At 70.0% G+C, this 21,341-nt stretch carries 21 protein-coding genes; 12 read left to right on the top strand and 9 right to left on the bottom strand.

Annotation, left to right across the window (positions count from 1 at the left end; translation table 11 throughout):
* Positions 1-521: 521 nt before the first annotated feature.
* Positions 522-1,046 (bottom strand): cupin domain-containing protein, encoded by a 525-nt coding sequence (locus ACFPCY_RS10475; protein ID WP_378253750.1) that lies wholly within the window; start codon positions 1,044-1,046, stop codon positions 522-524.
* 45 nt (positions 1,047-1,091) lie between these two features.
* Entirely contained in the window at positions 1,092-1,979 is an 888-nt protein-coding gene (locus ACFPCY_RS10470; RefSeq protein WP_378253748.1) for an NmrA/HSCARG family protein, read from the bottom strand.
* 103 nt (positions 1,980-2,082) lie between these two features.
* Here ACFPCY_RS10470 and ACFPCY_RS10465 point away from each other — a divergent pair, with 103 nt between their 5' ends.
* Both ACFPCY_RS10465 and ACFPCY_RS10460 read left to right on the top strand, forming a co-directional pair.
* Positions 2,083-2,940, top strand: a complete 858-nt coding sequence (locus ACFPCY_RS10465) for a helix-turn-helix transcriptional regulator (RefSeq protein WP_378253745.1) — start codon at positions 2,083-2,085, stop codon at positions 2,938-2,940.
* Positions 2,941-3,325: 385 nt separating this feature from the next.
* Positions 3,326-3,925, top strand: coding sequence for a GNAT family N-acetyltransferase (locus ACFPCY_RS10460; protein ID WP_378253743.1), 600 nt, complete (start codon positions 3,326-3,328; stop codon positions 3,923-3,925).
* 506 nt (positions 3,926-4,431) lie between these two features.
* Here ACFPCY_RS10460 and ACFPCY_RS10455 read toward each other — a convergent pair.
* Positions 4,432-4,563: a hypothetical protein gene (locus ACFPCY_RS10455; protein ID WP_378253741.1), complete on the bottom strand. Its 132-nt coding sequence runs from the start codon at positions 4,561-4,563 to the stop codon at positions 4,432-4,434.
* Between the two features lie 466 nt (positions 4,564-5,029).
* On the opposite strand from ACFPCY_RS10455, the gene ACFPCY_RS10450 reads away from it, so the two are divergent.
* The 4 genes from ACFPCY_RS10450 to ACFPCY_RS10435 all read left to right on the top strand — a co-directional run bounded on the left by ACFPCY_RS10450 (position 5,030) and on the right by ACFPCY_RS10435 (position 6,429).
* Positions 5,030-5,332 carry a hypothetical protein gene (locus tag ACFPCY_RS10450; protein ID WP_378253739.1) on the top strand — a complete coding sequence of 101 codons (303 nt, stop codon included), beginning with the start codon at positions 5,030-5,032 and terminating at the stop codon, positions 5,330-5,332.
* Between the two features lie 141 nt (positions 5,333-5,473).
* Positions 5,474-5,659, top strand: a complete 186-nt coding sequence (locus tag ACFPCY_RS10445; protein ID WP_378253785.1) for a superinfection immunity protein — start codon at positions 5,474-5,476, stop codon at positions 5,657-5,659.
* Positions 5,660-5,855: 196 nt separating this feature from the next.
* Positions 5,856-6,068, top strand: coding sequence for a hypothetical protein (locus ACFPCY_RS10440; protein ID WP_378253737.1), 213 nt, complete (start codon positions 5,856-5,858; stop codon positions 6,066-6,068).
* Positions 6,069-6,153: 85 nt separating this feature from the next.
* The gene (locus tag ACFPCY_RS10435; RefSeq protein ID WP_378253735.1) at positions 6,154-6,429 is read left to right on the top strand and encodes a hypothetical protein; all 276 of its coding nucleotides are present in this window, start codon (positions 6,154-6,156) and stop codon (positions 6,427-6,429) included.
* A 368-nt stretch (positions 6,430-6,797) separates the two neighbouring features.
* Here the strand turns inward: ACFPCY_RS10435 and ACFPCY_RS10430 are convergent, their stop codons facing one another.
* On the bottom strand, positions 6,798-7,724 hold the full coding sequence (locus tag ACFPCY_RS10430) for a LysR family transcriptional regulator (RefSeq protein ID WP_378253734.1): 927 nt from the start codon (positions 7,722-7,724) through the stop codon (positions 6,798-6,800).
* Positions 7,725-8,561: 837 nt separating this feature from the next.
* On the opposite strand from ACFPCY_RS10430, the gene ACFPCY_RS10425 reads away from it, so the two are divergent.
* Positions 8,562-9,236 (top strand): hypothetical protein, encoded by a 675-nt coding sequence (locus ACFPCY_RS10425; RefSeq protein ID WP_378253732.1) that lies wholly within the window; start codon positions 8,562-8,564, stop codon positions 9,234-9,236.
* 846 nt (positions 9,237-10,082) lie between these two features.
* On the opposite strand, the gene ACFPCY_RS10420 is transcribed toward ACFPCY_RS10425, so the two are convergent.
* A complete protein-coding gene (locus ACFPCY_RS10420; protein WP_378253731.1) occupies positions 10,083-10,667 on the bottom strand; it encodes a hypothetical protein in 585 nt (194 codons plus the stop codon).
* A 699-nt stretch (positions 10,668-11,366) separates the two neighbouring features.
* Between ACFPCY_RS10420 and ACFPCY_RS10415 the strand changes: the two genes are divergently transcribed.
* Positions 11,367-11,849, top strand: a complete 483-nt coding sequence (locus ACFPCY_RS10415) for a hypothetical protein (RefSeq protein ID WP_378253729.1) — start codon at positions 11,367-11,369, stop codon at positions 11,847-11,849.
* 14 nt (positions 11,850-11,863) lie between these two features.
* Here ACFPCY_RS10415 and ACFPCY_RS10410 read toward each other — a convergent pair whose 3' ends face one another.
* Complete coding sequence (locus ACFPCY_RS10410) at positions 11,864-12,268, bottom strand: hypothetical protein (protein WP_378253728.1); 405 nt, start codon at positions 12,266-12,268, stop codon at positions 11,864-11,866.
* A 43-nt stretch (positions 12,269-12,311) separates the two neighbouring features.
* Here ACFPCY_RS10410 and ACFPCY_RS10405 point away from each other — a divergent pair, with 43 nt between their 5' ends.
* A complete protein-coding gene (locus ACFPCY_RS10405; protein WP_378253726.1) occupies positions 12,312-13,094 on the top strand; it encodes a class I SAM-dependent methyltransferase in 783 nt (260 codons plus the stop codon).
* Between the two features lie 229 nt (positions 13,095-13,323).
* On the top strand, positions 13,324-14,310 hold the full coding sequence (locus ACFPCY_RS10400; protein WP_378253724.1) for a WD40 repeat domain-containing protein: 987 nt from the start codon (positions 13,324-13,326) through the stop codon (positions 14,308-14,310).
* A 102-nt stretch (positions 14,311-14,412) separates the two neighbouring features.
* Here ACFPCY_RS10400 and ACFPCY_RS10395 read toward each other — a convergent pair whose 3' ends face one another.
* Entirely contained in the window at positions 14,413-15,603 is a 1,191-nt protein-coding gene (locus ACFPCY_RS10395; RefSeq protein WP_378253722.1) for an MFS transporter, read from the bottom strand.
* A 130-nt stretch (positions 15,604-15,733) separates the two neighbouring features.
* On the opposite strand from ACFPCY_RS10395, the gene ACFPCY_RS10390 reads away from it, so the two are divergent.
* Positions 15,734-16,084, top strand: coding sequence for an ArsR/SmtB family transcription factor (locus ACFPCY_RS10390; protein ID WP_378253720.1), 351 nt, complete (start codon positions 15,734-15,736; stop codon positions 16,082-16,084).
* A 454-nt stretch (positions 16,085-16,538) separates the two neighbouring features.
* On the opposite strand, the gene ACFPCY_RS10385 is transcribed toward ACFPCY_RS10390, so the two are convergent.
* Positions 16,539-18,503 (bottom strand): WD40 repeat domain-containing serine/threonine protein kinase, encoded by a 1,965-nt coding sequence (locus ACFPCY_RS10385; RefSeq protein ID WP_378253718.1) that lies wholly within the window; start codon positions 18,501-18,503, stop codon positions 16,539-16,541.
* Positions 18,504-18,508: 5 nt separating this feature from the next.
* A complete protein-coding gene (locus tag ACFPCY_RS10380; protein WP_378253717.1) occupies positions 18,509-20,545 on the bottom strand; it encodes a WD40 repeat domain-containing serine/threonine protein kinase in 2,037 nt (678 codons plus the stop codon).
* A 232-nt stretch (positions 20,546-20,777) separates the two neighbouring features.
* Here ACFPCY_RS10380 and ACFPCY_RS10375 point away from each other — a divergent pair, with 232 nt between their 5' ends.
* A complete protein-coding gene (locus tag ACFPCY_RS10375; protein WP_378253715.1) occupies positions 20,778-21,311 on the top strand; it encodes a TetR/AcrR family transcriptional regulator in 534 nt (177 codons plus the stop codon).
* Positions 21,312-21,341 lie beyond the last annotated feature (30 nt).

The following is a 21,341-nucleotide window of genomic DNA, read 5'->3' as shown; positions in this document are numbered from 1 at the left end:
CGGGCAGTTCGTCCTCTGCCCGCTCTCATGGACTTGTTCGTCGTCGATGGCAGGAACTCTACCCGGCCTCCCCGCGAAAATCTACCTTGATCACAACAGATTTTCGTAGATCCTCAGCCAAGCTCCGTCGAACCGAAGCGGCGGTACCGGGGGCCGCTCCGAACGAGCGCGTTGGCTGCCCGGCCAAGCGCTCCTCAAGGTGGCCCTCCTGCGATTGGGGCAACACGTGAACGCGCTCTCCACCGCACCTCCGCCATCCACCGGACGGCGTAGGCGGCCCGTCGGGCTGGACGAGCCGTACGGGACAGCCGGACGTGGTGGTCCTTGTGTTCGAAATCCGGTTTCCGCTCGTTTGTGACCACGGGCGCCGACGCGTTTCTGCGTCGGCCCCGCGGCGCCGACGGTGCTCGCCGTCGCCCGCCGCGTCCAGCCGACGATCGGACCCCGAGGACGGCACGCGAAGGTGAAGGTGGGCGCGGAGTGCGGGTGGGTCTGCCGTGCGGTGGCGGTGTCGGAACTCGTCACTGAACGGGAGGTCGGCTTTGGCGCCGGTCGGGGATCAGCGGGGTGAGTTGGTGGATGTCGTGGCGGGTGCGGAGTTCGGCGATGGTTTCCGGGGATGGGGAGGTGGTGAGGAGGTCGGCGAGTTCGTCGAGGTAGTGCTCGTGGCCGGGTGGGGAGACCTGGAACAGCATCCGGACGGGGGCGGGACCGGGGTTGTGGAAGGCGTGGGGGCAGCGGGCGGGGACGTGCATGCAGCTGCCGGGACCGCCCCGGGTCACCCGGGCGCCGTCGGCCGAGGTCCAGGTGAGCCAGTCGGGTGAAGGGGTGTGGGGCTGGAAGGCGAGCAGGTCGAGTTCGCCTTCCAGGATGTAGAAGAACTCCTCGGCCTGGTGGTGGAGGTGGGCGCCGACGTCGAAGCCCGCAGGTACGACCGCCTCGAAGATCGACCAGGTGGTCGACGTCCCTTCGCCGATCTTCAACGTCATGCCGGAGTTGCGGACGGCGCGGCCCGCGCCCGGGGCGAGGATCAGTCCATCGGTCATGTCGTGCCACCTTTCAAGGAGAGGACGGCTCGAGGGAGGGTCGGCTCATGGGGAGGTCGGCGGTCGCCAGTCGATCGAGCGCACCCACCGTTCCAGGGTCATCGGCTCGAAGCGGTGAGCCTTCAGGGCCGGGTCGGGTTCGGGGGCGGGGCGTTGCTCAAACCAGGCGAACATCGCCGCCACCTGCGGGTCGAAGGCGCGCAGGCGTTCCAGCGGAAGCGTGGAGAAACGCGCCGGACGTCCGGCGGCGCGGCCGAACACCTCGGCGATCTGCGGACCGGTGCGAAGGTCCCCGCTGATGTGCAGGTGCCGTCCCACCAAGTCACCGGGGTGGGCGAACGCGAGGGCGGCGGCCTGCCCGATGTCGGCGACCGCGATCAGCGCGAGCGGAGTGGTCGGGCCGATCGCCAGGCTGACGGTGAGTTCGCCGTCGATGAGGGCCGGCCGGTTGTAGGAGAGGAAGTTCTCCATGAACGACACCGGCCGCAGCACGGTCGCGGGCAGGTTCCGCGCGTGCAGGTGCCGTTCGATGCGCTCCTTGCCCTCGATGTAGGGGATGCCGGTGCCCTGGCCGGCTCCGGACAGCGAGCTGTAGACCAGGTGGTCGATGCCCGCGCGCGCGGCGAGGTCGGCGACGGCCTTGCCGCGGCGTTCCTCCAGCGCGATGCCCTCGGCGGTGATGACCGGTCCGGTCATCATGGTCAGCGCCATGAACACCCGGCGGACCCCGGCCAGCGCCGATTCCAGCGACTGCCGATCGTCCAGGTCACCGGGCACCAGGACCGCTCCGGCGTCCTGCAGCGCCAGCGCCGGGGCACCGGCGGGATCACGGACGAACGCGTGCACCCTCACCCCTCGGGCGAGCAGCGCGCGAGCCACTGCGCCACCTTGCTGCCCGGTCGCGCCGATCACCAGGACGGCGTCGGTGTCCATGCGCTCCTCCTTCATCCGAGCCCTCGATCGAAAGGCTAGGAAGAATGCGAGGATCGTGGGTGGTAGTGGTGATGACACCCAGCCGACCAGCGTCGGGGGCCCGATGAGCGATCAGCAAGCTGCACGGCGGTCGGAACTCGCGGCCTTCCTGCGCACCAGACGAGCCCGGCTGCGTCCCGCCGACGTCGGCCTGGTCACCGGGAACGCCTCCGGCCGGCGCCGCACCCCGGGCCTGCGGCGCGAGGAGGTCGCCGAACTGTCCGGGGTCGGCCTCACCTGGTACTCCTGGCTGGAGCAGGGCCGCAACATCACCGCGACCTCGCAGGTCATCGACGCGCTCGCCCGGGCGCTGCTGCTCGACCCCGACCAGCACCGCCACCTGCGCCGGCTCGCCGGGCTCGCCCTGCCCGATCCGCCCGAGGACGCCGGCCGCTGCGCCCGCGCCCAGCGGCTGGTCGATCTCGCCGCGCCCAGCCTCGCCGCCCTGTACGACCGCTACTTCTACTACCTCGCCTGGAACCTCCCTTACGCCCGGGTCCGCACCGACCCCGCCACTCTCCCCACCGACCGCAGGAACCTGCTGTGGATGATGTTCACCGACCTCGGGAACCGGGCGATGATGACCCGCTGGGAGGCAGCCGCCCGGGCGGTCCTCAGCCAGTTCCGCGCCGCCATCGCCGACCGTCCGGCCGACCCCCGCGCCACCGAGCTCATCACGGCGCTCACCGCGGCCAGCCCACAGTTCCGCGCCTGGTGGGCCGAGTACCCCGTCCGCCGATTCCGCCCCGCCACCATCACCCTCGACCACCCCGCCGCCGGACGCCTCGACCTCGAACTGTTCCAGCTCGCCCCGACCGACCTCCCCGGCTGCACCCTGGTCCTCCAAGCCCCCGCCACCCAAACCACCGCCACCCGCATCGCCCACCTCATCTCCCTCCCACCTCCGCCCACCTCCACCTGAACTCCGGCGTCATCCGAGAACGAAAGCCGAGCCCGCCAAGGATGTGTTCGATGCAGCCTTGGCGGGCTCGGCCTTTCGCCGTCCGGGCTGCGGGAAGGCAGCCTCCTGATTTGCGGGGGAGGAGCAGCCTCCGGAATGGCGACGAACACGCCCGTCGAAGGCCGCCCTGCGTTGCTCATCCGCCTTACTGCCTGGTCGCGCGCCGACATGGCGAGCAGTTTCTGTTCCTGCTGGTGATTCAAGGCGTCCCAAGGCGCAAGGGTTCCTCCTGTAGCCGCCGCGGCTTGGATGCCGGACGGCAGATGAGGCGGCGGGTCATTAACCTGAAGGCCGATCAGGTGATTTTGGCTTCTTCGACGGGGCACCGGAGCTGGCAGCGGGAACGATGCTCACACTGACGCAGATCGCGGAGGAACCGCACGTCCTGACCTACCGGGTGCACTTGCGCGATGGTGCCAATTTGGTCCTGCGACCGCTCACCCACGCCGACGCCGAGTCGCTGGCCGGTTTCCTGGGTGGGCTGTCGAGCCGGTCGCGTCGGTTCAGCACGTTCGACGGGTACGACCTGGCGACGGCCCGGCAGCTGTGCGAGGCGATCGCCCGCTACGACAAGCTCCGCCTGGTTCTCCAAAAGCCGTCCTCGGGCGTGATCGTCGGCCTGTTCGAGCTGAGCCTGGCCATCACCCCAGAGGACATGGCGCGCTATCGCGCGGCCGGCGTCCACCTCACCGAGGCGACCGACTGCCGCTTCGGCCCCACCCTCGCCGACGCCTACCAAAACCGCGGCGCAGCAACGCGGGCGTTCCCCTTCGTTGCCGAGGTCGTGCGGCTGCTCGGCCGCAGCCGACTCATCCTTTGGGGCGGTGTCCTGGCCGACAACACCCGCGCCATCGGCTTCTATGAGAAAGTCGGCTTCCGTCACGTCGGCTCGTTCACCGGCCAGGACGGCACCCGGTCGCTCGACATGATGCTCGACCTGCCGTGAGCGGGTCCTTTGACCTCCGGAATGGCTCGCTGAGCAGGGCGTGAGCGGCATGCTCAGGCTTGATGCGGAACGGCTGGCGGAGCGGCGGCTTGAACTTTCGCAGCCAGCGGTGTGCCGCTGGAGACGGGCATGCGTGCCGACGGTGCAACCGCTGAGCTGTGCCTTTCCGCGGCGGTGGCGAGGCTGCGGGAGCTCGGTGTGAATGTGCCGGTTTGATGTTGATCAGTTCGGGGGCGATGCCGGCTGCCGGTGTCGCGGTGACGGCCGAGTCCGAGCGCGTCGAACGCCGCCGTGGCCAACGCCGTCCACACCGCGCACGGCTCCTGTTCGTGCCCGGCGTCCCGCAAGTGGTCGACGTCTGGGTTGGGACGTCGCCGGAGCGCCTGTGACGCGGAGTCCGTAGCTGCCGTAGGGGAGTCAGGGCGGCAAACGTGCGTCCCATGCATCGTCAGAGGGTCCGGTGGACGCGTCGCAGGCGGCCTCTCGTCCTGAAGCTGCGTCGGGAGCTACCAGCAGCCGATGCAGGCGGGGCCTCCGTTGGGGCCGGCAGGTGCAGCGGTCGCGGTTCCGGCGAATCCGGTGAGGGACGCCAGGCCGATTCCCAAGGCCAGGGCCGTCCGGATGGCGAGCTTCTTCATCTGCTGTCTCCTGTCACCGCGATGCCGTGCCGACCTTAACGATTCTGCGCCTGAAGCAGCTCGGGTCAAGGGATCGGCACAGTCTCTGAGCACCACGTCGCGGCTTGTGGAGGTGCAGGTACGTCAAGGGCGGAAGGTCGGAGCGTGGCGCCGCCTGTGGGTTGTCGCGGTGGTCCGGGCACGGGGGGCTGGAGATCTGGGCCCGGATTGTGGCGGCGGGGAAGCGTCAATAAGGGTTGTCCAAGGGGCGGGCAAGGCTTCGAGGTGGTGATATGGGTCTCCCGAGAGCGCCTATTGCAGGCGCTACTACATTTGTGGCAGCATAGCCGTTCGGCTGCCCACGTGCGGTGGCCGCCTACCCTCGACTGTAGACGGAACGGATCTTCCCCCTTAATCTCATATCTCTTCCGTGAGAGTAGGCCTGGCTTCGAGCCTTGCGCGCTCATCGTCATGCAAGAGGAGACAGATGTTGGGCGCAAGTAAAAAGATTCTGCTGGCGATGGGACGAACCATCGCTCTTGTCGCTGCGTTCTTCTTTTCCCTCTATGTGGCGGTCCTGCCGACCATGTTCGTGGGAGAGGATGAGACGGGCATCGACCGCCTCAAAAGCGGCTACACGTGGCTTGGTTACGGATGGTCGTTTTTGATCGCTTTCGCCGGTTTCTCGATATTTCGCATGCTCGCGCACCGGCGCACCTTCCACTGGGCCGCGTTAACATGTGCGCTCCCGACCATGACCTCGGTGGTCATGATGCTCACGGTGGTGTAGTCGGCAGCTGAAGCCCGATCGCTCGAAACCTTGCCCCCGGCCCGGCGCTACCGATAGGCCCTGGCCCTGGAACCAGAAAGACGGTATTCGGATTTGGGAACCCCGAGTTCTCTCGATTTGTTGATTCTTGCTTTTATTCTGGTGCCGATCTATCTACTGCCTCCTGTCATCGCATTCTATCGTCGGGCTGAGCTGCGCTGGGTCGTTCTTCCGCTCACCTTGTTCTTCGGTGCCACATTCATCGGCTGGATGATAGCAATGTTCCTGGCCTTCAGAAATCCTGGCGCCGGGAGAAGGCGGAGTACCGGTGGCGCGACGTTTCGGTGAGAGATGACTCTGGGGTTTGGAGTGGCGTTTGCGTCACCTGCCCGTACGCTCATCCCTGTCGCCCATCGTGCCGCGACAGCCGTGAGGGCAATGAAATGCGGGCGACGGTATGATACGGTCAAGCAGGGGCTGGGCTCTGTGGCACCTTGCGGCGCTTCTAATCTGAATCGCCGAGTTCTGCGCGTTCATCCAGGTAATGCCGCACGTGAATGAACACGGCCTGTCCGGGTTCTACCACCTGCTCGAGGTCTTCCTCGCGGCTCTCGCGGGCTGGGGCATCAGCGCCCTGAGCACCGCTTTCCTTGCCCAGGACGACCCGTGGAGGACGGCCTACAAGGTCGCGCTCCCGGTCGTGCTCGCCGTCCCGGCAGCACTGCTCACGATCAACGTCTTCTCTGCGCTCTCTTGACAGCAGCCCGGGGAGCGCAGTATTCCACGATCGGCGGGGCGGGCTCTCTTGAGCCCCCTCCGACAAACCCAGCTATCGGGTACGGATGCAGACTCGCCAATGGCTGGTCATCGACGCCCCCCTGGACAACGGGGTCAGCGTGGAGGCCAGCAGAGGCGACCCCCGAAACGTGGTCGAGCTCGGCTCCGGCATTCGGCAGGCGGGCTGGGTCCAGAACCCCGGCTGGCCGCATGAGGTGAAGGGATTCGACACCCGGCCGGCGCCCGGCCAGGTGTCGACGATGACCCTGAACCAAAACCAGTGGGAACTGGTCGTCCTCGCGCTGGACTGCTGGGCGGCAGTAGACGACAGGCGCGGCTAGGGCGTATTTCGAAGGCAGGTCAGCCAGTTGTTGATGCAGGCGATGCGGAGGACGCCGAGGGACCGACCGGCGAAGAGCTGTGATGGCCCCTGGCGCCGCAGACCGAGTTTCCGAGAAGGGGATAGCTCCTTTTGAGGGATTGGGTGAGCTGGGTGCTTACCAGGCGCGCGTGCGCGGGTACGTGACGCCCTCTCCGCGAAGCCGCATGTCCGCGCAGGCGACAGTGTCGCTCAGCAGGAACTACACCCGAACAAGAAACGGCCGAGGCGCCCGGTCCGCACTTCTGGCGGGTGTTGTCATCGGCCACCGGAAGCCGGGCGCGGTCAGCGGCCTGTCGGTGGCGCCGCTGAACGCGTGGCCTTCGCGCTTCAAGACAACTGGTCGATTGCGGCGCCTTGAATTGGATCGTGCGCCAGACTGCCCACTACCTCAGCGAAAGCGTCGAGTAGTGGTGTTCGAGTGCCGTCCCGATGGACCAAGCCCCACTCCAGTGGCGGGCAGTCGCTCACCGGCGTGGTCGCGAGCGTGGGATGGCGGTGATAGGACATGGTTCGGTCGCCGAAGATGAAGGCCCCGTGGCCGAGGGAGATGACAGCGAGTGCCTGATGCACCGAGGTCACTGCCGGCCCTCTCGGAATCGGGTCGCCGCTCGGGGTGGTGCTGGGGCAGCGGGACAGCGTCCAGTCGGCCGGCATGGTGGGCGTGCTCAGCAGCGGGACGGTCGCCAGATCCGCCAGCGAGATGCTGGCGCGGGCGGCGAACGGGTGGTCGACGCTGGTGACCAGCATCGGATCCTCCCGCAGCAGGACCGGTCCCGCAGTGACGCCTGGTTCGTGGGCAGGGTAACTCGCGCACATGACGTCGACATCGCCGCTGTGCAGCGGCTGCAGCGCGTCCCCGCCCCTGAGCTCCACCACGACGATCCGGACGCCGGGCTGCGTCGTGTGCAGTGCGTCTGCGGCCTCGACGAAGAGCCGCCCCCACAACGCGTTGACATAGCCCGCTCGTAGCGCACCGCTGAGACCGCGTGCGGTGGCGGCAGCACGTTGGAGCGCGTCGCGGACCCCCTGGTAGTGCGGCTGTTGGTCGGCGTACAACTGCCTGCCGAGATCGGTGAGCTCGACTCGGCGGCTGCTGCGTTCGATCAGCGCACCCCCGAGGCGCCGTTCGAGCGTCCGGATGAGCTGGCTGATCCGCTGCGGCGTGACGTGACGGCGCTGAGCCGTCCGCCCGAAGTGCAGCTCGTCGGCCAGGACCAGGAACGTCTCCAGCTCCCCGACTTCAACAAGCGACATTTGACGATCATAAAGTCAGCAGCTGTCGATGAACTGGATGAATCTTGTCATCCTCGACTAGTCCGGCCCTGTGGGGCTACGAACGGGAAGGAAGGTTTCGCATGAGGAGACCGCTTCTCGCCACGACAGCGGCTGCACCGGTCATCGCCTCTGCGCTCGCGCGATCGGCGGTCCGCGCCAATGCGGCCTCCGGTACGTCGGCCGGCGCGCCGGTCGTGACCAACCTCCGCGCCAGCGCCGAGTGGTGATCCCACTTCGTACCGCTGGAGGTCGTCGGTACTCACGCGGGAGAGGAGAAAAGGTCCAAGGCGCGTCCTTACGGGACGGCCACCAAGATCTGGCAGCTCGAATACGGTCAGCACTACGCCTCGAACTTCTACTGCAGCAAGTAGTTCGGCAACACCTGGTACCACCTCGAACTCGGCTCTCTGTGGGCGGGGTCTCGATCGGCTACGCCTACTCCCCGGATATGGGGTCGCAGACCGACTCGTGCTACCTGCACGGGACCGACGACCACTGCTGACCTGGAATGCCGACCGCCCGAGCGAGTTCGGGCGGCGACTGATCATCTGCTGTGCGGTGTCGGGGCGTGGCGCCTCCAACAGGGGCCAGCGCCCGTGCACCGATGAAGCCCTAGTCGGACATGAGAACCCTCGATGAGGTGATCTCACCGAGTTTCGGCGGGTTGCCGCGCTCGAGGTGCCCGGCGACGCGGCGCACGATGCCGGGCTCCGGCTATTGATCTCTGACCCATGAACGTCTCACCGTGATCCGATCCGCTCGTTGGTCTTCGAAATGTTCGGAGGCGCCGAGCAGAACGAAGGAGGCCTCACCCCCATGCTTTTCGCTTCCTCGCCCTCGGGTGCCACGTCCCCGCGCCGCTTCCTCGCGCGCCGCGCCCTGCCGGTCGTCGTCGCCGCGGCCACCGTGCCCCTGGCGCTGGCCGCACCGGCCGCGTACGCCGCCACGAGCACGTGGCACGTCACCACCACCGCCGACACCGCCTTCAAGACCACCGCCGACGTGGCGCTGCGCACGGCAGCCGGCACGACCTTGTTCACCTGTGCCGGGGCGGGGCAGTACGGCTGGGTTCCCGCCCTGACGTCCACCGCCGCCACCCCGGTCGTCGTCAAGACCAACAACGTGGTCGGCACATGCGCGGACTCCCAAGGCACGCGGAGCAGCTTCTTCGGCGGCACGCCCGCTTTCGGGACCATCGGCTACACCGCGACCGGCTACAACGCCACCACCGGCACCACCGCCCTCACCGCCGCCAACACCGACGGCATTCCGATCACAGTGGCGTTCAGCACCCCCGGCTGCCAGATCAACCTCAACAAGCTCGCCGCGACCTACACCAACAGCTCCCACACCCTCAAGCTCACCAGCGGCACCGTCTCCAGCGTCACCGCCGGCTGCTTCGGAGGCACCGTGAAGGCCGGCGACACCCTCACCCTCACCGGCGACTTCAAGCTGGACCCAGCCGTCACCATCACCCGCACCACCACCTGATGGGACGGGTGTGGCTCCTGCTCGCGCCGGGCCTGTGAGCTGACGGTGGACGGCAGGCTTGCGGCTACCGCGGCGTCCGAGGCCACCCGGGCGGCACGATGTCGTCCTAGGCCGGCCGACGTCGCGGCGCCTTCCATGGAGACAAACGCCGCTCAGTCGATTCCGCCAAGCGAGATGGCGGATGCGTCCAGCGCGCTCCGACGCCGCCCGTCTCTTCGCCGCGTCGGGGTCTGGCTTGAAGTAGCGCAGACCTGCCACTCGGCGGGAGCGGGTCGCCGGGGTCGGCGCGGTGATCCTGGTGTGCGTCGCGGGGACCGAGGTGCCACGCCGCTGTACGTCGGCTACCGGGAGCGCCTCGGGTTCTCCACCTGGATGCTCACGCTGGTCTTCGCCGTGTACGCGCTCGCGCTCGTTCGGTCCGCTGCTGGCCGGGCTGCTCGCCCAGTACGCACCCGCTCCGCTGCGACTCAGCTACCTGGTCGAGGCCGGTCTGCTCACCGTGCTGGCCGTGACAATGGCGGCCGTCCCGAAGACTCGTCCGGCCTTTGCTGCGGGAGCGCGCCGGCGGCCGCAATGGCCGGCGGTGCCGCCGGGGGCGCGCCGCCGGGGGCGCGCCGCCCGGGACGCGCCGCCCGGGACGCACCGCCGGTTCGCCCGAGCGGGACTGACGGTGTTCGCCGCCTGGTCGGTCGGCGGCCTCTACAGTTCTGTTGTCCCGGCCTACGCGGGGCGGCTGCTGGGCACCCGCAACCTCGCACTCCTCGGCGGGCCAGGGTTCCTCATGCTCGGCACCGCCGACGCCACCCACGTCGTGTTCCGCGCTCTCTGCGCGGCGCGGGTCCTCCTCTACTCGCCTGGCTGGAGGGGACTCGAGGGGGACGCCGCGGCCAGCGCGAAGCGGGCGCCGAGATCGGCGACGGTGGCCTGGAAGAGGTCGACAGGAAGCAGCTGGCTGGGGCGCAGCCCAGCCGGAAGCGCATCGGGGGGAAAGTAGGTCCCGTGGCAGCGAAGGCAGATCATGGCGCTCTGCCATATGCGCATCATCGCCGGCCAGCGGGCGGCATAGACCTGATGGCGTTGTTTGAGCCTCTGCCCCCGAACCAGGACCAGAAGGACGACGACCGGTACGGCGCACAGGACCGCGACGAAGACGGCCAGAGCCATGGGGTCATGCTCGACCAGCCAGCCGAGCAGAGGGATGAGGCTGAAGCCGACGATGGAGGCGAGTAGTGCGAAGATGCCGCAGTTCCAGGGCGATTGACGCACGGGCTGCGGCGGCGGAGCCAGACGCAAAGCCAGATTGCTGGCATGAACCCCGTGGGATGACGTACTCATGGCCATTGGTCCCGCACCGATGACCGCGCCGAACGCCATCCCCTGGGAATGCGTGGTACCGCTCTGAGCGCCATAGACGCTCTGCACGCTCTGCACTTGGTCGATCTGAGCGCAACGAGGGCATGCCAAAGCACTCACACCGCGCCCCTGTCTCATTTCGGGACCGCTGGAACCCTACATCGCTCCGATCAAAGCACCTCCATCGGAAGTTGACCAGTCCGCGTTCATGCGGTTCGCATTGCCCGCTCGGATCCGCGGCACCGACCTTGGACGCCGATCCCGAAACATCAACGGCCGGCCTTTGCGCTGGTCGGGCGCGGCCTGCGCGCGGCGGCGAAACCGGCCTCATGTGTGGCCCAGGGCTTCGGGTCGATGTCACCGGCCCCGAACTAGGTCGGCTGCGCAGGCCAGAACTCGGTCAGCCATCTGCGCTGCCTCAGCCGCTTGAGCCTGCCGCGCAGACCTCGACCCTGGCCGCCGACTCACCCCGCCCCAACGCCACCGAGATCCGCAACGCCCGCATCGCCTCGCCCGCACAGTCGGCATTCACATCAGCGTCGCCGTCCAGTGGCCACGCGCCTCCTCCGGCGACTGGGTGACTTACGCTGCCGACCTCAGCCGCCGACACCATCCCAACCTTGACGACCACTCGGAGCCCCATTGCTGACCACTTACGATCAGGCCGCTTGCGCCCGTACCGAGCACGTCACCGGCTCCGAATCCTGTTTCAAGCCGTGAGGTCATGCCCTGTGGGTGCGCTGAGCGGTTTACGCCGGCTCGTTATCATCGTCCGCCATGCGAGCCATGCGAATCGCACACCTGGAACTCTTGATCGCCCCTGATTGCGCTCACCTGGTAATCGCGCCTGCGGGCAGCGGCGGCCCGGACTACAGCCAGGTGGCCGCCGACCGGGACGTGGTTTTCCAGTTCCCGGAGCCGGGCCACTACGTGTTCATCAACACCGTCAGTGAAGGGGAGGTGGACGTCCTGATGACGGTGCAGTTCTGGGACGCCCCGCCCAATGCCGACCCACCGGGCTGGGACACCTGCCAGCACGACGCGATCGCCACCACGAACTTCGACGGCGACCAGATCCTCATCGCCTCTCCGACAGATTCCGATCACAAGTGCTGGACCGGCTTCTGGCCACCGTCGCTCGGGCCTCACCGCGTGCGCTGTCGATCCCGAGGCCGCGACTGGGCCCGCGGCCTGGAAACCGCACCGGGCGAAGAACAGTATCTGATCCAGTCCTGGCCCGACCAAGCCGATCCGCTCTGACCCGCACATCTCGATCAGGTCAGTGATTTCACGCCCTCCACAGCACGGCAAGGCAAGGCATTGAGAGAATTCTGATATCCGACTGTGCCGTCAGCCGTCCACTCCGAAGAAGCCATCAACGGGCACCGCGCGTTCCTGGCCCGCCGCCGCGACGAACGGTCCTCGACCGAGTACCGAGCCCCCACCGAAACGAGGAGTGGGAAGACTTCTTCGGCAACTTCGGACATCGCAAGGTCTTCCTGGGCACCTGCGGCCGCGCCTACGGCACCGGCTGCATCCATGAGCACGCCTGCGTCCGCTGCCCCTTCCTGCGCCCGGACCCCGCTCAACTGCCCCGTCTCACCACCATCCGTGACGAGCTCCTCGCCCGCATCGACGAAGCACACCAGCAAGGTTGGCTCGGCGACGTCGCTCCACACACCTTCACTTCGACAGACCAGCAGTTCAGATAATGGTCAGCGCATGATCGGAGCCGCCCCGCGGGCGGCCGGTTCGTGGCAGAGTGGCGGGATGCGTGGCGCGCGGTATGGGATGGATGCGCCCTACGGGTTCGGCTTCGTGGGCTTGGTCGTGTTGGGGTTCTGGGTGACCGGGCTGGTGATGGCGGTTACCGCCGATGTGGCCGCCGCGCTGCCGGCGCTGGTCTCCGGCACTCTGCTGGCGGGGTGCCTGGCCTTGAGCCTGCACGCCACGCTGCGCGGCAAGTTCCTGGTGTGGCGGGACGTGCTGGACGAGCTGGAGCTGCGTGGCGACGAACGGCTGCTCGACCTCGGCTGCGGACGCGGCGCCGTCCTGTTGGCCGCCGCACAGCGCCTCCCGCAGGGCCAGGCGGTCGGTGTGGATCTGTGGCGCGGACGGGACCAGTCCGGCAACACCCCGGCGGCGACCCTGCGCAATGCCCGTGCCGAAGGCGTCGCCGATCGCGTCCACGTGCACGGGGGTGATCTGCGCAGACTGCCGTACGCGGAGGCGAGCTTCGACCTGGTCGTGTCCAGCCTGACGGTGCACACCATCTTCGGCGCGGACGCCCGCGCTCAAGCGATCGCCGAGGCGTATCGGGTCCTGCGGCCGGGTGGCCGGCTGTTGATCGCCGACCTGGCGCGGACTCCCCGCCAGTACGCTGCGGTGCTGGCGCGGCTGAACGCCCAGGACATCAGCGTGCGCAACCTCGGCTGGCGTGCGTGGTGGGGCAGTCCGTGGGTTCCGACCCGCCTGCTCACCGCCCGCAAACCGGCCGGCTCCTGAATACCCCTACCGGCACGGTCCAGGCCCCCTGGTCACCTGGCGTCCGATGAGTGACCTCGGCTGCCGTAAGTAGCCGGACGTGAGTTTTCCGCGGTTTCCCGGGAGGTCATCCTCCGTCTCATCGGCAGGGCCACCGTCGCTGTCTTCGCCGTGTCGGCCGCGCTGTAGCGGGTGGGCGTCAAGGGGATTCGGGCGCCTTGGCCGGACGTGCGTGGAAGCATGATCGTTCATGGGACTGGAGCACCGCACGCTTTGCCGGCTCGGCGAGTACTTCTATGTCAGTGCCGTGGCGTGCCCCGACGACCTTGGGGTGGTGTTGGCCGGGTCGGGAGCGACTGGCAACAATGACCTCGGGCAGGTGCTGCTGCTCAGGCCCGGCCCTGACGCGCCCGACCCCGAGAGCGATCTGCTGATCGCGACCCTGGCCACTGACGCCACGGCCGTTGACGCGATGTTCGGCCCGGACGGCTCGCAGGTGGCCGTCGGCTTCGCTGACCTGGGGGAAGGTGTCGGCCCGGTCGTCTATGGCGCGGACGGTGCGCTCCGGTACGCGCTCGATCTGGACGCCGCCGGTGAGGTCGCCGACGACATCGGCTTCGGACGGGTCGGTCACAGCGCCGACGGACGGCTCCTCGCCTGCGGCAACACCGAGACCGGGTCGGTGCTGGTGGCCGAGGCGTCCACTGGTGATGCGGTGCTGCGCGCCGAGGGAGCGGCCGGAGCGGTCGCGCTGGACGACGCCGGCGAGTTGCTCGCCCATGCCTGTCCGGAGGGGCGCGTCGCGTTGCGCGATGTCGGTTCCGGTGCGCTGCTGTCCACGTGGGAGACGGGGCTGACCAGCGTCAATACGCTGGCGTTCGCGCCTGGTGCGTCCGGGCTGGTGGCGGCGGGGGACGATCGTCCGACCGCATGCGTGATGACGGTGCGGGCAGGGAAGGTGACGGGCGCTTCGCTGGTCCCGGTCGCCGACTCCGCGCTCACGATGGACGCCACGGCCCCGGTCGCGACGTACTCGGCCAAGGCGTCCTGGACGGAACGCGGGCCGCTGGTGTTCGTGGCCGACGACGAGTTGGCCGTGCTGTTCGACGCGTCCGACGGCCGGATCAGGTGGACGTCCACGGCGGGGCCGGTCGCGGCGTCTTTCACCCCGGACGGCCGCACGCTGGTCACCTCGGGGATGAGCGACGGCGTGGTCGAGGCGTGGTTCCTCGGCTGACGGACGTGAAGGGGCCGGTCACCGCCACCGTCACCCGGCCGCCGTGGGCAGCCCAGAGCACGCGTTGGCGGTGAGCTGTTCACCGGCCGCGCTTCGCTGTCATCATGTACCGGCGGTGGGGGCCTTTGTGGTGGAGGGGGTCGGTTGGGGGGTGGTGGGCGAGCGGTGGCGTGTGGTCGTCAGGTGGTAGAGCAGTGCCAGGGTTGTGACAGTGGCGGCCGGCAGGCCCAGCGCGGCGGGGCCCGGGGCAAGCCACTCCTGGGCGAGTCCGCCCAGGCCACCGCCTAGGGCGATCCCGACGTAGATGGCCGAGGAGTTGAGGCCGAGGAGAACCGGTGCGGCGGCTGGGCTGAGGGCGATGAGCCGGTGCTGTTGGGGCACGACGACGGCGCCGAGGGCGACGCCCCAGATCGCGGCCCAGGCCAGGGTGGACACGAGCGTGGCGGTCGCCACCGAAGTGAGGGCCAGGGCGATGGCGGCGATGATGAGTGGGCCGGTCAGCACGTGGGCGGGGTCGTGTCGGTCGATCAGCCGTCCGGCGATGAGGTTTCCGGTCAGGACGCCGGTTCCCCAGGCCAGCAGGATGACGGTGAGCCGCGAGGGGGAGCCGCCGGTCGCGTCCTGGAGGGCCGGGCCGATGTAGGTGTAGAGGGTGTAGGCGCCGAGGAAGACCAGTGTGGTGACGGCCAGCAGCGCGAGGACGCGGCCCTGCTTGAGCGGACGCAGCCGGTCGCCCAGGGAGGCGGCGGGGAGCGTCACCTCGGGCAGGCCGGCGGCGATGCCCACGAGTGCGGCCAGGCCGATCCCGGCGACGGCCCACAGGGTGAGGTGCCAGTCGGTACGGCCGATCAGCGTGCCGAGGGGGAGGCCCAACGCCGTCGCCAACGTGAGGCCGCCCAACACGAAGGCCAGGGCCGTGCCTCGGCGTTCCGGGGGTGCGATGGCCCCCGCGGTGCTGGAGGCGGCGGAGTTGATCATTCCGGCCCCGGCCGCGGTGACGACGCGAGCGATCATCACTGCCTCGTAGCCGGTGCCCAGGGCGGTGACGGCGTTGCCGGCCACGAAGATGCTCAACGCGATCAGCAGCGCGGACCGCCGGTCCAGCCCGCTGGTGAGCGCGCCCATGACGGGTGCCGACAGGGCCATCACCAAGGCGAACACCGTCACGAGCTGTCCGGCGGCGGGCGTGGAGACCCGCAGGTCGGTGGCGATGGCCGGGAGCAGGCCGGCGATGACGTAGCTGTCGGTGCCGACGGCGAAGGTCGCCAGGGCCAGCGGAAGAAGTCGTTTCAACACTGGGTGGTGCCGCCTTTCCAGAGGAACCTCTCGGACGTGTCGATCGGAACCCTAAGCAATACATGGATGCTTGTCCATATATCCATGGATTGGTAGCATGGGGGTGTGCGGATCACAGGGGACGGCGATGCGTGAGGTGTCGCAGCCGGCGACCGAGGCCATCCGGCTGGTGGAGGTGCTGCGGGCTCTGGCCGATCCGGTGCGGCTGGACCTCGTCCGGCGGCTCGACCGGATGGGCGAGGATTCCTGCAACGCGATCGGCGCCGAGATCGACGTGCACCAGACGACGCTGTCGCACCACTACCGGGTGCTGCGCGAGGCCGGCGTGACGTGGACGACGGTGCAAGGCCGATCCCGGCTGGTACGGCTGCGCCGAGAGGACCTCGACGCACTGTTCCCGGGCCTGCTCGACTCGGTACTGAATGCGCACCGCCGAACCCTCGACGCCGGAACCCCCAGCACTGCCAAGGCGCCGTAGGCGCGGGCTCGCCGGTACTCGGCACTCGACATTGAAGGCGTTCAGCTCGGGTGACCGCGTCCGGTCCGCGAGCGGCTCAAGCCGCGCCGAGTGCTGACTCTCTGCTTCGGTTGGAACGCTTGGCTCGTTCGCGCTGTCACGGCTTCACGTTGCCGGGCCTGCCCATGTGGTCAGGTTCATCGATGGTGAGGCAACGCGCCGCCTGACAGTGGCTGGCCCCCTCGCCGCCTGTTCAGGTGTTCGAGCACGGTAGGCATGTTCTCCTTGGCGGACCCCGGCGTCACCTCGAACCTCAGATCGCTGTGGAGGCCCGCTCCGCTGGCTTGCGTCCGGCGATCGTCTCGGCGAGCGTGCGCGCGGCTGCCTGTTGATCGCCATGGTGCTGGTGCGTTTCGAGGTCGCGTTCGCCTGGGTGGTGGTCGGGCAGTGGCGTGGGAACGGGGACGGCGGCGGGTCACGGGGTGAGTTGCCAGATGCGGGCGGTGTCGTCGTAGGAGCCGGTGGCGAGGAGCGTGCCGTCGGGGCTGAAGGCCAGGCTGGTGATGCCGCCGGTGTGGCCGGTGAGGGTGGGGCCGGACTGCTTCCGGTCCGCCGTGGTCAGCAGGCGGGCGTCCGGGCCGTCGGAGTAGGCGAGCCGCTTGCCGTCCGGGCTGAAGGCGACCGACCGGCAGGACGCCCGGCAGCGGATCGGAGCGCCGACCGGCTGGTGGCCGGTCACGTCCCACAGCCGCACCATGTCACCGCCGACGGCGGCGAGCAGGTGGCCGTCGGGGCTGAACGCCACGCCCTCGATCCAGCCGTTGTAGCCGGTGAGGTCCGGGGTCACGTGCCGTTTCGCGACCAGGTCCCACAGTTCGACCACGCCCTTGGTGTTGCCGCTGTCGAGGTCCCTGTCGGTGCCGGTGGTGCCGACGGCCAGGATTCGGCTGTCCGGGCTGAAGGCCAGCTCGGTGACGTTGCCCGACGGGACCCGCGCGGCCTCGGGCGGCTTGTCCTTGCCGGCGAGCGGGAAGAGCTGGAGCCTGCCGCCGGTCTCCATGGCCAGCAGGTTGCCGTGCTTGGGCGCGAGCGCCATCGCCCCGACCGAGCCGTTGTCGAGGTTCAGGCCGCTGGATTCCCCCTTGCCGGACATCGGGAAGATGCGCAGATAGCCGTCGTCGCCGCCGGTGAACAGCGCGGTGCCGTCGCGGGAGATCGCCAGCGAGGCGACGCCGTCGGGGTGCCGGTCCGGCGCGCCGATCTGGGAGTGGGTGGCCACGTCCCATCGGCGGGCCGTCGCGTCGTCGCTCGCGGTGACCAGGGTCTTGCCGTCCGGGCTGAACGCCACCGCCATCACCCAGGAGGTGTGCCCGCGCAGCGTCCAGCTGGGCGGCGGGGACGGCGTGGCGGAGGCGGCGGAGGCGGCGGGTTTCGGCGTGGACGTGCGCGCCTGCCCCGGCCAGGGCGCCCACACCGCCAGCCCGAGGAGCGCCGCCGCGGTCAGCGCCGCACCGGCGGCCGGGAGCCGGCGGCGCCGCGGTGCCCGCGCCGGCTCGACCACGGTGGGCCGGGTGCCCGAGAGCAGCCGGGCGAGGTCGGCCTGCCGGTCGTCGATCAGCCGGTGGACGGCGGGCGACCAGGGCCTGGCGGTGGCGGTGACCTGGCCGATCAGCGCCAGCAGACGGTCCGGCGACGGCCGGTCGCCCGGCTCCTTGGCCAGGCACGCGGTGACGATCGGACGGAGCGCGGCCGGCACCCCGTCCAGTCTCGGCTCGGCGTGGACGACGTTGTAGAGCGTCTGCATGGCGCCCGGCCCGTCGAACGGGCCGTGGCCCGTGCAGGCCAGCACCAGCACCGACCCGAGCGCGAAGACGTCGCCGGCCGCGGTCGGCGGGCCGCCCTCGGCCTGCTCGGGCGCCATGAAGGCGGGCGTGCCGGTCGCCTCGGCGGACGAGCCGCCGGCCGAGGCGATCCCGAAGTCGATGACCTTCGGGCCGTCCGCGGCCAGCAGCACGTTCCGCGGCGTGAGGTCGCGATGTGCCAGCCCGGCGCGGTGGATGTCGCGCAGCGCCGCGGCCAGCCCCGCGGCCAGCCGCCGGACGGCGGCCTCGGGCAGGGGACCGGTGGCGCTCACCGCCTCGCCCAGCGACGGCGCCGGGACGTAGACCGACGCGAGCCACGGCATCGGCGCGTCCGGGTCGGCGCCGATCACCGGCGCCGTGTAGGCGCCCGACACGGCCCTGGTCGCCGCCACCTCGGCGCGGAACCGGTCCCGGTAGCCGGGGGCGCCGAGGAGCCGCGCGTGCACGAGCTTGACCGCGACGAGCCGGCCGTCCGGGCCCGAGCAGAGCAGCACCCGGCCCATCCCGCCGCGCCCGAGCTCGGCCAGCGGCCGGTACGGCCCGATCACCGGAGGATCGGCGGGGGACAGGGGACGCATCGCGGTCATGCCCGGGTGAGGGCGGTGAGATCCCACAGCTGGATCGTCCGCTTGCTCACGGTGGCCAGCGTGCGTCCCTCGCCGCCGAACGCGACACCGGTGACCTCGCCGCCGAGGCCGATGGGCTTGCCGATCGCCCGCTGGGACGCCACGTCCCACAGGCGCACGGTCCCGTCCTGGGTGCCGCCGGCGAGGATGCGGCCGTCGGGGCTGAAGTCGATGAACTCGACCATCACCTCCGAGCCGACCGTGATGGGCGCGCCGACCGCGCGGCCGGTCTGCAGGTCCCAGAACCGGACGGTGGAGTCGTAGGCCGCCGTCGCGAGGGTGTGGCCGTCCGGGCTGACCTGCGCGGCGATGACGGCCGCGGTGTGGCCGAGGAGCGACTGCCCGGACTGCTTGCCCGAAGCGACGTCGTAGACCTTCACCGCCGACTCGTCCGGGACGGCCAGGAGCTTGCCGTCGCCGCTGAAGGCCACCTTGGACATGATGTCGGCGTGGCCGAACTCGACCTTGCCGACCGGCGCGCGCGAGTGGGCGTCCCAGATCTGGACGAGCTCCATGCCCGCGCCGCCCAGCAGCCGGCCGTCGGGGCTGTAACCGACGTCGTGCGCCGGGCCGGGGGCGTCCATGCTCGCCATCAGCGGGACGGTCAGGGCGGCGAGCTGCCGGCGGGTCCGGACGTCCCAGAGCTTGACGCCGTCGCCCGCCGTGGCCAGCGTGTCGCCGGTCCGGTCGAAGGAGAAGGCGGCGATCCTGGCCCTGTCGCCGGTCCCGCCCTTGATCGGGTCCCCGGACGGCTGGCGCGAGGCGACATCGAAGAACCGCAGCGTGGCGTCGCCGCCGATCGCCGCCAGGAGCGAACCGTCCGGGCTGAACGCGAGCCTGTCCAGCGGTACGTCGCTGGTCAGCGTGGCCACCGGACGCTGTGCCGCGGTCCCGGCCCGCTTGCCGCCGGTGGGGTGCCGCTTGGTGGAACCGCCGCCGCTCACCGACGCCCACGCGCCGGCCCCCACCGCCGCGACGCCGAGGGCCGCCCCGCCCGCGACCAGGAACCGGCGGCGGCTGGGCCCGCCGGACGGCGCCGCCGGGTCCACCGCGGTCGGAGCCGGAACCGGAGCCGGAGGGTAGAACGGCGGACCGGCCGGCGAGTGAGCGTGCAGCAGCCGGTCGACCTCGTCCTGCTGCGCGGCGATCAGGGCGTGCACCGCCGGGGGCCAGGGGCGGGCGGCCGGCACCACGCCGCCGATCCGGCCCAGCAGCTGCTCGGGTGTCGGCCGGTCGGCGGGGTTCTTGGCCAGGCACGCCTCCGCCAGCTCCCGGACCCGTGCGGGCAGGCCGTCCAGCGCGGGCGCGGCGGTGAGGACGTTGTGCAGGACCTGCGGCACGCTGCCGGCCGTGAACGGGCCCTGGCCGGTGCAGGCGTACACCAGCACCGAGCCGAGCGAGAACACGTCGCTCGCCTGCCCGGGCGACTCGCCGCGGGCCTGCTCGGGGGACATGTAGCTCGCGGTGCCGACGAGCATCCCGGTCCGGGTGACGCGGGTGCCGTCGCCTTCGGCGGCCCGGGCGATGCCGAAGTCGATGACGCGCAGGCCGTCGCCGGTGAGCAGCACGTTGGAGGGCTTGAGGTCGCGGTGCACCAGGCCCGACCGATGCACCTCCACCAGCGCGGCGGCCAGTCCCGCGGCCAGCCGCGACGCCGCCTCGCCGTCCAGGACTCCCGTCCGGGCGACGGCGGTCTGCAGCGCGGGACCGGGCACGTACACCGAGGCCAGCCAGGGAGTCGGCGCCTCCGGATCGGCGTCGATCACCGCCGCCGTGTAGGCCCCGGCGACCTGCCGCGACGCCCGCACCTCGCGGCGGAACCGCGCGCGGAAGCCGTCGTCCTCGACGAACTGCTCGTCCACGAGCTTGACCGCGACCAGCCGCCCGTCCGGACCGCCGGCCAGCAGCACCCGGCCCATCCCGCCCCTGCCGAGCTCGGCCAGCGTCCGGTAGGGGCCGACCTGCCGGGGATCGGATGCCTCCAGAGGTTTCACGCACACCCCTCTCCTCAAAGGAACAATCTTGTCTTAGAGAGAGGTGCTCGGCAACACGCGGTCCGGGCGGCGGCACCACGCCCGGTCGCCCCGCCACCGGAAAAGCCTGCAACCGAGGGGACGATCGGAAGGAATGCCGTCCAACTTCCCTTCTGCTAGAGTGACTAGTCAGTCAAATTGAAGCCGAGGGGGGATGCCGGTGGCCAGGCCACGGGTTCCGGAGAAGCGAGCCATGATCATGGCGGCGGCCGTCCGCGTCATCGCCGAGCAAGGGCTCAGCGCGCCGACGGCGGCGATCGCCAAGGAGGCGGGCGTGTCCAACGGCACGCTGTTCAACGTCTTCCCGACCAAGACCGACCTGATCAACCACCTTTTCGTGGATCTCAAGTCGGAGCTGGGTGCCACTGTCACGGCCGACCTGCCCGCAGACGCCGACCTGCGCGAACAGGGGTGGCATGTCTGGTGCCGGTGGACGGCGTGGGGCACGTCCGATCCGCGCAAGAAGCGCGCGCTCGCTCAGTTGAGCGTCTCCCGGGACGTCACCCCGGACAGTCACGCCGCCGCCTACGGGTCCATGGCCGAGGTGGCGGCACTCCTCGACCGGGCGCGGGCCACCGGCGCGCTGCGCGACGCGCCCATGGCCTTCGTCGTGCGAACCGTCGAGGCCCTCGCGGACACCACGATCGCCTTCATGATCCAGGACCCGCGGGGAGCCGACCGGCACCGCGCCACCGGCTTCGAGGCGCTGTGGCGCGCCGTCACCTGATCCAGCCGGACAAGCCAATCGGGAGCTGAA

The sequence above is a fragment of the Actinomadura gamaensis genome (genome assembly GCF_042652125.1).
Classification (GTDB): Bacteria; Actinomycetota; Actinomycetes; order Streptosporangiales; family Streptosporangiaceae; genus Spirillospora; species Spirillospora gamaensis.
The sequence above is the reverse complement of the archived record's forward strand: the minus strand, read 5'-3'. Positions and strand labels throughout refer to the sequence as shown.